Here is a 12,836-nt window from a genome sequence, read left to right on the forward strand (position 1 = left end):
TCGTTGGTTATCTGGCTTCATTATTTATTGGTATTGCCCTCGGCCTGATCGGCGGCGGTGGCTCCATACTCACCGTTCCCGTATTGGTTTACCTGTTTGGCCTACCGCCCATTACGGCAACGGCTTATTCGCTCTTTATTGTAGGGGCTACCAGCCTGGTGGGCGCCTGGCCAAAATACCGCAAAGGGCTGGTAGACCTTAAAACAGCCGTCATATTCGGCATCCCATCCATCATTACGGTGTACGCTACGCGCAAGTACCTGGTGCCGTCGATTCCGGACCCGGTCTTTACCGTAGGCAGTTTCGCTTTAAGCAAGCCCGTGGCGGTCATGCTGCTCTTTGCGCTGATGATGCTGGCGGCTTCCATTTCCATGATCCGTAAGAAACCGTGCAGGGATTGTCCTGATGATGCGGTCATACGATACAATTATCCGATGATCCTGTTGGAGGGTGTTCTCGTCGGTTCGCTGACGGGACTGGTCGGGGCCGGCGGCGGATTCCTGATCATCCCGGCGCTGGTGCTGCTGAGCAGGCTATCCATGAAAAAGGCCGTTGGCACATCACTGCTGATCATTGCCGCCAAGTCGCTGCTGGGTTTTACCGGTGATGTGACTAATATGCCCATTGAATGGGGGTTCCTGCTGCTGGTCACCGGCCTGGCTATCCTTGGATTCTACGTAGGTAATGGCGTTTCCGCCAGGGTACCCAGCCACCGGTTGCAGAAAGGTTTTGGGTGGTTTGTGCTGCTGATGAGCGTTTATATTTTGATTAATGAACTCTTCCTTTGTTAAAATACTGGCTGAAAGTGATGTAAGTCACCAATCGGAGCAGTGATCGTTAGTACCTTTGTATTATGATACTTGAAAATCAATTAACGCATATGATGGAATGGTTAAAACAACCCTGGCCATGGTATATTGCCGGCCCGTTGGTGGGACTTACGGTTCCCGTACTCCTGATCCTTGGAAATAAGCATTTCGGTATTTCAGCTAATCTGCGCCATGCCTGCGCCATGTGTTTTCCCTCGGACATCAAATTTTTTAAATACGACTATAAAAAGGAATTCTGGAACCTGTTTTTCGTGATCGGTGCGTTCGGCGGAGGTATCGTCGCCAGTTTGTGGCTAGCCAATCCCCAGCCGATTGAGGTAAACGCTTCCCTCGTTGCCGAGCTCGCCGGGTACGGCATCAACGACTACAGTTCCATGGTGCCGCAGCAGCTCTATAACTGGGATTACCTGTTGTCGACAAAAGGCGTTATCATGATGGTTGGTGGCGGGTTTCTGGTCGGCTTCGGCTCCCGTTATGCAGGGGGGTGCACCAGCGGTCACTCCATCATGGGGTTGAGTACCCTGCAATGGCCTTCGCTCGTCGCCACCCTAAGCTTCATGGCCGGCGGGTTCCTGATGGCGAATGTATTACTCCCACTGATTTTAGGATAACACAATGAAAAATTCAATAACAAGCAATACAGCCTTGAACCATTCGGATTCGGAAGTGCGCAGACAGGATACCATGTGCGTCAATGAATCGCAGTTACAGCATCGGTGGTACCACAATATAAAGTATCTGGTGGTCGGAATTCTGTTCGGGATCGTTTTCGTAAAGGCGGAAATCATCAGCTGGTTCCGCATCCAGGAAATGTTCCGGTTTCAGTCGTTTCACATGTACGGCATCATCGGATCGGCGGTCATGGTGGGTATGCTATCCGTATGGCTGATCCGGAAGTTTAATATCAGGACCATTTACGGTGAGCCCATTACGTTTACGCCGAAAACATTCAACAAAGGGCAGATTTACGGGGGGCTGCTCTTTGGACTGGGCTGGGGCCTTACCGGCGCCTGTCCAGGCCCTTTGTTCGTGCAGATTGGCACAGGGGCCACCGTGGTGGCTGTGGTGCTGCTCAGCGCAATTGCGGGTACCTGGCTGTACGGTAAACTGCGGGACAACCTGCCCCATTAAGCATAATTCATTCAATATTCAGCTAAGACAAATTAAAAAATCATGTTTTTCCAGCACATTTATGACAAATCACTCGCGCAGGGCAGCTACCTGATCGGCTGTCAGGCGACCGGAGAGGCCATCGTCATCGATGCCAAGCGTGATGTAGATACGTACCTCGCTATCGCGAAGCAAAACGGGTTGCGTATTACGCACCTTACTGAAACGCATATCCACGCGGATTTCCTTTCCGGTACCCGTGAGCTTGAGGCGCTGACCGGAGCCGCTATGCATCTTTCGGACGAGGGTGGTCCGGACTGGCAATACGAATTCCCGCACGAAGGACTTCGGGAGGGAAGTGTTATCAAAGTGGGCAATCTTTCCCTGGAGGTCATCCACACACCCGGCCATACGCCCGAGAGCGTCAGTTTCCTGCTGCGCGACCATCCGGCCACGGATGAGCCGGTCATGCTCTTTACCGGCGACTTTGTTTTCGTGGGCGACGTAGGCCGCCCCGATCTGCTGGAAAAGGCCGCGGGATTGGTGGGTACACAGGATATCGGCGCGCGTGAATTGTTTCGGTCGCTGCGGAAATTCAGTGAACTGCCACCTTATGTGCAGGTCTGGCCGGGTCACGGTGCCGGATCGGCCTGTGGGAAGGCCCTGGGTGCGGTACCCAGCACCACAGTGGGATATGAGTTGATACGGAACTGGGCGTTCCGCTTTGAAAACGATGAACCGGGCTTCGTTGATTATCTATTGACCGGTCAGCCCGAACCGCCGCGGTATTTTGCCACGATGAAAAAACAGAATAAGGTGGACCGCCCGCTGTTGACCGAAGTGCCAAAGCACCCCAGGCTCACCAAAGAACAATTCCTTTCGGCATACCGGGATGGTGCCCGCATTATTGACGCCCGCCCGAAGGACATGCACGCCAAAGGTGCCATTCCCGGCAGCCTCGGCGTGGAGAACAGTCTTTCGTTCGCTACGTGGGTAGGATGGCTGGTTGGATACGATGAAACGCTCGTGCTGGTAGCTGACGATGCGCAGATTGAAGACCTGACGCGCAAACTTATGCGTATCGGTATAGACCGTATCATTGGATACATTCCAACGGTCGGTGACCTGGGACTGGCATTGGAAACCCGCGATATTATCGATATTGACACGTTTAAGTCTTTGCTCGGCCGGGATGATATTCAGGTAGTTGACGTGCGCGGCGCCACTGAATATGCCGCGGGACATGTACCTGGTGCCATTAACCTGTTTGTCGGTACACTTGCGGATAACCTGGAAAAACTGGATCGCAGCAAACAGCTCGTCATCCATTGCCAGGCGGGTGCCCGTTCGGCCATTGCCCAGGCATTGCTGGCAGCCAACGGTTTCAAGGATGTAAAGAACTTCTCAGGCGGTATGGCGGCCTGGTCGGCCACGAACCAGCTGATCAGCTGTGCGTAGGGACGTGTTATGCAATTTTAATGGACACCGCCTAAACCGCGTAGCCATAAAGCAAAATTTAGCGAATGCGTTACGCATTATTGCTGATTTAAAGTATATTTAGGCCATCGATTGTCTTCCTATGCTATGAAGCCTATATTTTTGCTACTTACATTTTCGCTTACTGCATTCCTTGGTTATGCCCAGGTAAAATCAGGCATCACCATCGAACTCCACGATTCTTCCAGAAACCGGCCTGTCACCATTGCCTACTGGGCGCCCTCGGATGCGGGCACAGCGGATCAGCAGGTGGGTATCGGTGCTGTTGACCCCGCAAAACATCACATCGTCCTGCTGTCGCATGGTACGGGAGGCAACCGGTTCAGTCTTTCGTGGCTTGCCAGCAGCCTCGTTGAACAGGGCTTTTTTGTCGTGTCTGTTGAGCATTATGGCAATAGTTCGGAAAGCATCATCCCGGCCTACTTTCTACGGTACTGGGAGCGGCCCCTGGACATCTCGTTTGTGCTGGATTATCTGGAACAATCGGAGTTTAAAGATAGGCTCGATTTCAGTCGCGTGGGTATGATTGGCTTTTCGTTCGGGGGGTATACCTCCATTGCTCTGGCGGGAGCGGTTATGGATACCGAGTTGCTGTTTTCGAACATAACGGATCCTAAGTATGAAAGGGAAATAGCCATTCCGGAACTCGCGGACCTGATGCAATATGTCGATGACGTCGATTTTAGTGAGGCGCCCGATAGCTTAAAAGACAGCAGGATAGCTTATTTTGTTGCGCTTGCACCTGCCTGGGGACTTGGTTTTGGCAGCAAAGAACAATTTAAGGCGATAGACCGGCCATTGCTTATTATCGGGGCCGAAGCAGATGAGATAGCTCCTGTGGCCACTAATGCCGCCCATTACCACCAATTGATCCATACATCCGAGTATGTCCTACTGGAAGGCGATATAGGACATTATATTTTCTTACCCGAGGGATCGGCTTTACAAAAAGAGCAGCTCCCTGTCTATTTCCGGGATGCCGAAAATATTGACCGGTCAGCGGTACATCAAAGGGTCGTGGATGAGGTTATCGGGTTTATTGCGCATAATTAAAGCCAGGTTCTATTCTGTTTTGCCTACCGATAAGCGTGTTGCTGAAAGCAACTTTTTGATAAAAATAGTCGTTCAAGAGCGTACACCAGCTGTCCGAAAATGGACATTTATGAGCCAACAGCTGCTACAGCCAAGCCATCGGATTCCATCTTCCGGTAAACACAGTCCGTTTTTCCTTTCGGAATTTTAGCTAATGGTATTTTATTCTAAAGCTTATATTGGCATAAATTTGTGGGGCAGGTGGAAACATACCTAATCAGGATAACACAATGATAAAAATTGCCGTAGTCAGTTATAAGAAACAGGAAAAATTCACACAGGGTACTTCCGATGATGAAGACGTAGACCTCATTGAGTTTTTGAAAGGTAAAGGGTTAGACGCGGTCCCCGCGATCTGGAATGATCGTTCGGTAGACTGGAGCGAGTTTAACGTGGCCATCGTCAAATCTCCCTGGGACTACCATAATCATTTGACAGCATTTCTGATGTGGCTGGATAGCCTGGAAAAACTGGGCGTCCAGGTATTGAACCCGACAGAAATTATCAAATGGAACAGCCATAAGCTATACCAGAAAGACCTTGCAGAAAAAGGACTTTCGGTAATTCCTGCTGAATACCTGGAAAGGGGATCCCTATTTGACCCTCATTTCTTTGAAGCATTCGGTACGGATAAACTGGTGTTAAAGCCCAGTGTAAGTGCAGGGGCACAAAATACCATAACCGTTGATAAACATAATTATCACGAACAGTTAGACGAAATCGCACAGCTTATTAAGGTAGCAGATTATATTGTACAACCGTTTGTGGAGGAAATTAAAAGCGGCGAATGGTCTTTTCTGTTTTTTAATGGTAGATACAGTCATTGTGTATTAAAAACGCCTAAAAAGGATGACTTCAGAGTACAGCATCACCACGGCGGCAGCATTAGTTATCCGGCCCCCAACGCGTTGCATGTTGCGCAGGCAGGGACTTATTTAAAGCACCTGCCGCAAGCTACGCTCTACGCAAGAGTAGATGGTGTCATTGTAAACAATTCATTTGTTTTAATGGAATTGGAATTGATCGAGCCGTATTTGTTTTTCAATGGCGATGACAGGTTACTGGAAAATTATTACCAGGCTTTGCGGGCCCTGATTTGAACCGTTATCAGGGATATTGGGTATCAATTAATAATTTCTCCTTTGTTATTTGCCAGCTTTTCACGCCATTTTTGACGTTCCTCGGTTGTTTGTTTCACCCAGTCAGTAGCTTCACCGACAATTTTCAAAGGTGCATCCGTGCGATAGGAGCGTGTTGGATTGCCCGGAAATTTTTTGTTCGTAACGTTGGGGTCATTTTCAAAGCTGCCTGTTGGTTCAACGATATAAACACGCTCACGCCCATCGCCCTTAGCCAGTGCAGCTGCAAGCCCGGCGCCATTAGCCAAAGCGGTGAAATAAATGTGGTTCATGGTGAGCTTCGGATCGTAGTTTGAACCGTAACCTGCGGTCAGCAGATCGCCGACACGCAGATCCGCCTTCGTGCCGTGATAAAATGGACCCTTGTCAGTTGGATTTTGCACAGCCAGATCCGCCAGTTCATTATTCTTTTTGGCGTTGTCAAGGTCGCTCAAATCGGCATAGCATTTAGCAATACTTGTATATAACGGAGCAAAGGCCGCTTTAACAGCGTCATTATTTAGTTTCAATGCAAGCTGTAAAGCTGTTTCGAGCCATTTTAATCTGTCGGAAACATTTTGTTGATGCCGGGCGACGTAATGTGCGGCAATAAATTTTTCAAAGTCGTTTGCTGCTTCATCCCAGGCTTGAAGAAATATGCTGCCCGCTTCTTTCGGTCTACCTTTTTCTTCCAGGCCCATTCCCTGGATACATAATTTCACAACCTTGTTGTTTGGATTAAATTCCATCGCTCATTATTTTGCTGTGGTAAGTCTTATTTATTGTCAAGTTGTTCTGCCAGCCCGATAAGCAGTCCCTCAACTCCGCGGATATAGCAAAGCCGATAGGCGTTTTCGTACTGAACCACTTCACCAACGACCTGCGCGCCGTGTTCGCTGAGCCTGGATATCAGCTCGTCTATGTCTTCAACCGCAAACATGACACGAAGGTAGCCGAGCGCGTTCACCGGAGCAGTGCGATGGTCTGAAATGACAGGTGGTGTGCGGAACTGCGAAAGTTCAAGCCGGCTGTGCCCATCCGGTGTCACCATCATGGCGATTTCTACATGCTGATTGCCCAGCCCGGTAACGCGGCCTGCCCATTCACCTTCAATTGTTGCCCGTCCTTCGAGCTTCAGGCCTATTTCTGAAAAAAAAGAAATGGCCTTGTCGAGTGATTCTACAACGATTCCGACGTTGTCCATCCGGAGTAATTTGTTGTTTGCCATGGTTTTTCGTTTTAAGTAATTCGTGCGTCAGCTTTCGGGTTACTAACAAAAGTAGTAGATGAGGGTTTGCAAACCAAGATATATTTTCAGCGGGGACCCGATTGACACCGCACGCCGCCAGTCCTCGTTTTTATTCATTTTCGATATAGCAACTGGAATAGAAGCAACTTCCCCGCTATATGACGGCAGCAGCATTTTCACAACCGTATTGATGATATCTCTGCATATCATTTGGTGTCAAAAATTGTGATCTTTATTTTTGAAGCACTTTACATCATTCCCATTGACGCATAACGATGATATTAGAAACAAACCGATTGATTTTAAGAGAGTGGAATTTAACCGACATTGATGATTTAGTAGAAGGGTTATCTAATATGGATGTAGTGAAATGGCTAGCCTATGTCCCACACCCATATACCGTTGCCGACGCTGAAAAGTGGATACAGTACTGCCTCAATAGTTCAGGTAACGGCAGGGAAAGAACCGACTATCATTTGGCCATTGAACTTAAATCAGCTCAAAAAGTCATTGGCGGTGTAAGCCTTGATAAGATCAACTTCTCCCAGGGTACTGCCGGTGGTGGTATCTGGCTAAACGATAAGTTTCATGGCCAGGGGTACGGAGCTGAAGCTTTTGGTAAGCGGGTTGAGTTTGCCTTTGAAGACTTGAAGTTAAGACGTTTGGAAAACGGTTATTTTAAAGGAAATGAAGTGTCTTTTAAAATGCAGGAAAAATTGGGGTATAAAGTTGAAGGCGTAAGAAGAAAGGCCCACATCTCCTTGGCAAACGGTGCAGTCATGGATGAATGCATAACGGGCTTGCTAAAGGAAGAGTGGATAAGGGCCTAACTTGCCGGTCGTTCGCAACCTGGTTTTGAACCGGTAGGATTTTACCCTTTTGTAACTTAAATACTGCCAAAAAGCTATTCTGTTTGCAACAAGGACTGGTATAGCTATATTAGCTTTGAAAATATAACCAAAAACAATGAAAAAAATATTCGTACCCGTGCTGGCATCGCTGTTTCTATTCAGTATCAGCGTAAAAGCACAACAGCCGGCGGCCGCTCCCGCTAAGCCGTACAAATACGTGATCAAAGGAGGTCACGTAATTGACCCCAAGAACAATATCGATGAAGTGATGGATATCGCGATCGATAACGGATGGACACCTTCCATGGAGGCGCGGGATGCACAACCCGCACGTCCCGGCACCAATGGGCGGCCAGACCGTCCGGCCGAACCGGCGCGTCCAGCTGTAAAAGGCACCGAAGGCCATATTGCCCTGGTCGCAAAAAATATCGACCCGGACCTGGCTGTGCAGGTAATTGATGCCACTGGCCTATACGTAACGCCCGGTATCGTTGACATCCACACCCACAATTTCTGGGGAACCAACATGGGTGGCATTAACTACAAAGACGGTCCCAATGGCATACAGCCCGATGGCTTTACGCTTCGCACAGGAGTAACAACCGTGGTGGATGCCGGAAGCTCAGGCTGGCGGGATTTTGAGAAATTTAAAAGACAGACCATTGATGTGTCAAAAACCCGTGTGCTTGCGTTTTTGAATATTATCGGCACCGGTATGGACGGCAAAGGCGAGAACAACGAAGCGGAGATAGACGCGCAGAAAACCGGAGAAATGGGACTGAAATATCCCGATATTATTGTAGGGGTAAAAAATGCACACTACGGCAACGGCAATACCGGAAAGCCCGACGGTAACCTGGTGCCGATCAGGGAAGGCATTAAGGCTGCCGGAATAATGGACGGTATCTTCATGCTTGACGGACAGCTTTCAGAAAAAACAATGGAATTGTTCCGTCCTGGCGATATTTTTACACATATCTACGGCAGGGATCTGATGAATGAAGACGGAACCGTAAAGGATTTCGTGCTTGCAGCCCGTGAAAAAGGGGTTATTTTTGATGTTGGATTCGGTGGTTCCAGCTTTACTTTTCGCAGAGCCACTCCCGCTTTCAAAGCTGGATTTCTCCCGAACTCCATCAGCTCCGATCAGCACATCAACAGCATGAACACGGCTATGAAAGATATGCAGAATATTATGGGCTTGTTCATGGCCATGGGTATGCCTTTACAGGATGTTGTGGCAGCAAGTACGTGGGAGCCGGCACAGGAAATCAAACGGCCTGAACTTGGCCACCTTTCAGAAGGTGCAGTTGCCGATATTGCCATTTTTGAAGTCCGCGACGGTAAGTTTGGCTTCTGGGGTAATGACGGTTACGTTGACGGTACCAAACGTATCGTCAATGAAATCACCATTCGCGGCGGAAACGTAGAGTACAACCTGAATGGTCGTATTAAACCGATTAACCTTCCGCAGCCTCCAAGAAGAGCCCATAGTGATGTCGATGAGGAACACAGGCCAGCATTGGCCCGGGTACCCGTCGCTGCACAGCAATTATAAAAAATTGTTATATGTTCAAAAGGCGGATAAGGTTACTTATCCGCCTTTTTGTTATGTATGTTCCCCGCCGGCGCCATGGAATCGAGTTCCTCTGAGATGATACGCATTGCGAAGTTCCAGTTCTTAAAAGCCGCATACACGCAATCATTTTAACCGAATATAGAATAAATTCAAAATAAGGCAGCAACTCCACATCGGGCCGATAATGACCCATGGAATACTTGTGCGGGGGTATGTAATTAAGAAAAGCAGCTTGTCCGCACAAAAACCCCCGGAATCCGGTTAAAATTTACGAAATTAGCAGGCATTATCCATGGCTCATGAAGAAACCCGTCATTGTCATCAAATTTGGTTCTGCTGCAATTACTACGGCAGACGGATCAGTCGATGAACAGATTATCACGGAGATAGCGCGGCAGACGGCCAAACTGCAGGAACATTACAATGTTGTACTCGTGTCATCCGGCGCTGTGGCGGCGGGAAAGGCCTATATCCCGCGTTACAAGGGTACACTGCCGGAGCGCAAAGCCGCTGCGGCAATTGGCAATCCCCTCCTGATTGGCATTTATGCCACGCATTTCAGGCCGTACAAAATCGCCTTGGCACAGAGTCTCTGTGAGCGGCAGCATTTTGCCAACCGCGACCAGTTTCTCCAATTGAAGAACACCTATGAAACCCTGTGGAGAAATCACATTGTCCCCATTGCGAATGAAAACGATGTGGTCAGCAACAAGGAACTGAAGTTTTCCGACAACGACGAGCTCGCTACACTCATCGCTGTAGGTTTCGGTGCCGAAAAGATCCTGTTCAGCACTTCAGTACCCGGAGTACTGGATGCAGCCGGACAGGTGATCAGCGAAATTCCGGTGATTGACAAGCAGGCCCTGTCGTTAGCCCGAAAAGAAAAATCGGCAGTGGGGCTCGGCGGTATGACCTCCAAGCTGAATTTCGCCAGATTAGCCAATCAGCTGGGCATTGAGGCAGTCATTTTCAGCATGCGCACCGAAGATGCCATTCTGAAAGCCGTGGCAGGTACAACTGGTACCCGCTGCCTACCACAGCCCAAGAAGGTATCATCCCGCCACAAGTGGATGGCCACCGGCAGCCTCATTTCCGGTAAGGTAATGGTCGACAAAGGCGCCTTGGAGGCGTTAAAAAAACGCCGGAGCCTGCTCGCCGTTGGAGTCACTGATGTGATCGGCGGCTTCATGACAGGCGAGGTGTTCCAGATCGTGGACGAACAGGGCCTCGTACATGCTGTGGCCAAATCCAAGATCGAATCAGCGGTGATTGAAAACACCACAGACAAAAAGAATATCGAAATTGCACACGCGGACGACATCGTCCTCTTATAACAACAACCGATGAATAGCATAAAACAACAGTTGGTACAGGCACGCCAGGCGAAGAAAGCGATGAACATGCTGACGTTGCCTCAGAAAAAGCAGCTTCTGCAAGCTATTTCCACACTATTGGTCGACCATCAGGATGCCATAATCACCGAAAATAAAAAGGACCTGGATCGCATGGATCCGCAGGATGCCAAGTATGACCGGCTGAAACTTACCGGCGACCGCATCCAGGCATTGGCCGACAGCGTGATCGACGTGGCCAACCTGGAAGACCCGACCGATAAGGTGTTGCTTCAGAAAACCCTTGAAAACGGCCTTCAAATCGAAAAGCGGTCGGTAGCGCTCGGCGTGGTTGGCGTCATTTATGAGTCGCGGCCCAACGTAACAGTCGACGTGGTTGCGTTATGCATCCAGTCGGGCAATGTCTGCCTGCTGCGTGGCGGTTCGGACGCCTGGTTTACCAACAGCTACCTCGTTTCATTGATCCGGCAAGCTGTCGAAGCGGCGGGCATCAACCCCGATATTGTGCAATTGCTTCCTACCGCCCGCGAACTGATGGGCGAGCTGCTTGAGGCGAAGGATTATGTGGATATCCTGATTCCCCGCGGATCGCAGGCACTGATCGATTTTGTCAGGGAACACGCCAAAGTACCCGTCATCGAAACCGGTGCCGGCGTATGCCACACGTATGTGGATGAAACTGCCGACCTCGATAAAGCCGCCCGTATCGTTGCCAACGCAAAGATATCGCGTCCATCGGTGTGCAATGCGCTGGATACCGTATTGGTAGATCAACAGGTCGCCGGTCCTTTACTTACCAAACTGGCTCCTTATCTTGCCGAACATCAGGTGGAAGTGTACGCCGACCCCCAGGCCTTCCAGCAGCTCGAGGAAGTGGGATACCCCCACCTGCAGCATGCCACAGCAGCTGATTTCGGCCGGGAGTTTCTGGACCTGAAGTGCTCCGTTAAAGTTGTTGATGGCCTGGAAGAAGCGCTGGATCACATTGCAGCATACTCCTCCAAGCATTCCGAATGCATTGTCTCTACCGATCAGGAACATATCGATACGTTTTTGCACGCGGTGGATGCTGCTGCAGTATATGCCAACGCCTCCACGCGCTTTACCGACGGTGGTGAGTTTGGCCTGGGAGCTGAAATCGGCATTTCCACCCAGAAGCTTCACGCCCGCGGTCCGTTTGCGTTGGAGAAGCTCGTTACCGAAAAATGGCTGGTGCGGGGCGACGGCCAGATCCGGTAACCGGAAGCCGTGCTTGCCGTTATCGCGCCCGGATTGTAATTTTTCCGTAGCGTGGGTGGTTACTTAACGATATTCATTAGATTCGGGCCTATGAAAAAACCACTAATTATCGCGGCAATGATTGCCCTTGCAGTTACCATAAGCGGTCAGCCAGTAGCAGCACAGCTGAAATTACCACCGGCCAGCAGTTCCCAAACAGTGATCCAAGGCTTGGGCATCAGTACCATAACGCTTACGTACAGTCGTCCGAATACCAATGGCAGAGCGGTATTTACGGATCTGGCACCTTACGGCGAGGTGTGGCGTACCGGTGCTAACGGCATTCCAAGCATTACGTTTGATACGCCTGTAACCGTTGCCGGCAGACAGGTGGATGCCGGAACCTACGGACTGCTGACGATACCGGGTGAAGATCGGTGGACGGTCATCTTCAGTAAAAACAGTCAACAATGGGGCGCGTACAGCTATAACCAAGATGAAGACCTCTTCCGCTTCGAGGTTAAGCCTCAGCAGTTGGATAAAGCAACAGAAACCTTTACCATGTCCTTTTCCGATGTGCAGCCTCAAAGTGCAAAGCTGGATATCGCGTGGGAAAAGACAAAAATCAGTGTTGATCTGACGGTCGATCAGGATGCCGAGATTATGGCCTCAATCGACCAGGCCATGAACGGTGAAACGAAACCTTTTTTTCTGGCCGCCCAATATTACTATACCAATAATAAAGATATTCAAAAGGCGCTCGAATGGGTGAATGAAGCCGATAAAGCGTCGGCACCGGTTCCCTATATCAAGTATTGGAAGGCGCGGATCCAACTCAAGGCAGGCGATAAGGCGGGTGCCGTTGCAACCGCAACACAGGGTATTGAGATTGCCAAACAGCAGAACAATCCGGAATACGTAAAGCTGAATGGCCAGGTAA

At 49.7% G+C, this 12,836-nt stretch carries 13 protein-coding genes; 11 read left to right on the plus strand and 2 right to left on the minus strand.

The annotated features are described in order from the left end of the window. The 6 genes from ABWO75_RS11670 to ABWO75_RS11695 all read left to right on the plus strand — a co-directional run. Positions 1–791: sulfite exporter TauE/SafE family protein (locus ABWO75_RS11670; RefSeq protein WP_353185733.1), on the plus strand; the 791-nt coding region annotated here is incomplete at its 5' end. An 89-nt stretch (positions 792–880) separates the two neighbouring features. Then, a complete protein-coding gene (locus ABWO75_RS11675) occupies positions 881–1,441 on the plus strand; it encodes a YeeE/YedE family protein (protein ID WP_353185735.1) in 561 nt (186 codons plus the stop codon). Between the two features lie 4 nt (positions 1,442–1,445). Beyond that, positions 1,446–1,961 (plus strand): DUF6691 family protein, encoded by a 516-nt coding sequence (locus tag ABWO75_RS11680; protein ID WP_502922403.1) that lies wholly within the window; start codon positions 1,446–1,448, stop codon positions 1,959–1,961. Between the two features lie 42 nt (positions 1,962–2,003). Beyond that, positions 2,004–3,398 carry an MBL fold metallo-hydrolase gene (locus ABWO75_RS11685; RefSeq protein WP_353185737.1) on the plus strand — a complete coding sequence of 465 codons (1,395 nt, stop codon included), beginning with the start codon at positions 2,004–2,006 and terminating at the stop codon, positions 3,396–3,398. Positions 3,399–3,524: 126 nt separating this feature from the next. Continuing rightward, positions 3,525–4,490, plus strand: coding sequence for an alpha/beta hydrolase family protein (locus tag ABWO75_RS11690; protein WP_353185739.1), 966 nt, complete (start codon positions 3,525–3,527; stop codon positions 4,488–4,490). 269 nt (positions 4,491–4,759) lie between these two features. After that, entirely contained in the window at positions 4,760–5,629 is an 870-nt protein-coding gene (locus ABWO75_RS11695) for an ATP-grasp domain-containing protein (RefSeq protein ID WP_353185741.1), read from the plus strand. A 23-nt stretch (positions 5,630–5,652) separates the two neighbouring features. On the opposite strand, the gene arr is transcribed toward ABWO75_RS11695, so the two are convergent. Together arr and ABWO75_RS11705 are read right to left on the minus strand one after the other, a co-directional pair. Further along, entirely contained in the window at positions 5,653–6,066 is a 414-nt protein-coding gene (gene arr, locus ABWO75_RS11700; RefSeq protein ID WP_353185757.1) for an NAD(+)--rifampin ADP-ribosyltransferase, read from the minus strand. 356 nt (positions 6,067–6,422) lie between these two features. Beyond that, positions 6,423–6,875 carry a VOC family protein gene (locus ABWO75_RS11705; RefSeq protein ID WP_353185743.1) on the minus strand — a complete coding sequence of 151 codons (453 nt, stop codon included), beginning with the start codon at positions 6,873–6,875 and terminating at the stop codon, positions 6,423–6,425. A gap of 296 nt (positions 6,876–7,171) precedes the next feature. Between ABWO75_RS11705 and ABWO75_RS11710 the strand changes: the two genes are divergently transcribed. From ABWO75_RS11710 to ABWO75_RS11730, 5 genes are all read left to right on the plus strand, one after another. Continuing rightward, positions 7,172–7,726 (plus strand): GNAT family N-acetyltransferase, encoded by a 555-nt coding sequence (locus ABWO75_RS11710; protein WP_353185745.1) that lies wholly within the window; start codon positions 7,172–7,174, stop codon positions 7,724–7,726. A 136-nt stretch (positions 7,727–7,862) separates the two neighbouring features. Further along, positions 7,863–9,305: an amidohydrolase/deacetylase family metallohydrolase gene (locus ABWO75_RS11715; protein WP_353185747.1), complete on the plus strand. Its 1,443-nt coding sequence runs from the start codon at positions 7,863–7,865 to the stop codon at positions 9,303–9,305. A 320-nt stretch (positions 9,306–9,625) separates the two neighbouring features. Continuing rightward, on the plus strand, positions 9,626–10,660 hold the full coding sequence (gene proB / locus ABWO75_RS11720; protein ID WP_353185749.1) for a glutamate 5-kinase: 1,035 nt from the start codon (positions 9,626–9,628) through the stop codon (positions 10,658–10,660). A 9-nt stretch (positions 10,661–10,669) separates the two neighbouring features. Then, the gene (locus tag ABWO75_RS11725; RefSeq protein WP_353185751.1) at positions 10,670–11,917 is read left to right on the plus strand and encodes a glutamate-5-semialdehyde dehydrogenase; all 1,248 of its coding nucleotides are present in this window, start codon (positions 10,670–10,672) and stop codon (positions 11,915–11,917) included. A 90-nt stretch (positions 11,918–12,007) separates the two neighbouring features. Next, positions 12,008–12,836, plus strand: an 829-nt coding sequence (locus ABWO75_RS11730; RefSeq protein WP_353185753.1) for a DUF2911 domain-containing protein, incomplete at its 3' end; no start/stop codon positions are given.

Source organism: Parapedobacter lycopersici (assembly GCF_040395035.1).
GTDB classification, from domain to species: domain Bacteria; phylum Bacteroidota; class Bacteroidia; order Sphingobacteriales; family Sphingobacteriaceae; genus Parapedobacter; species Parapedobacter lycopersici_A.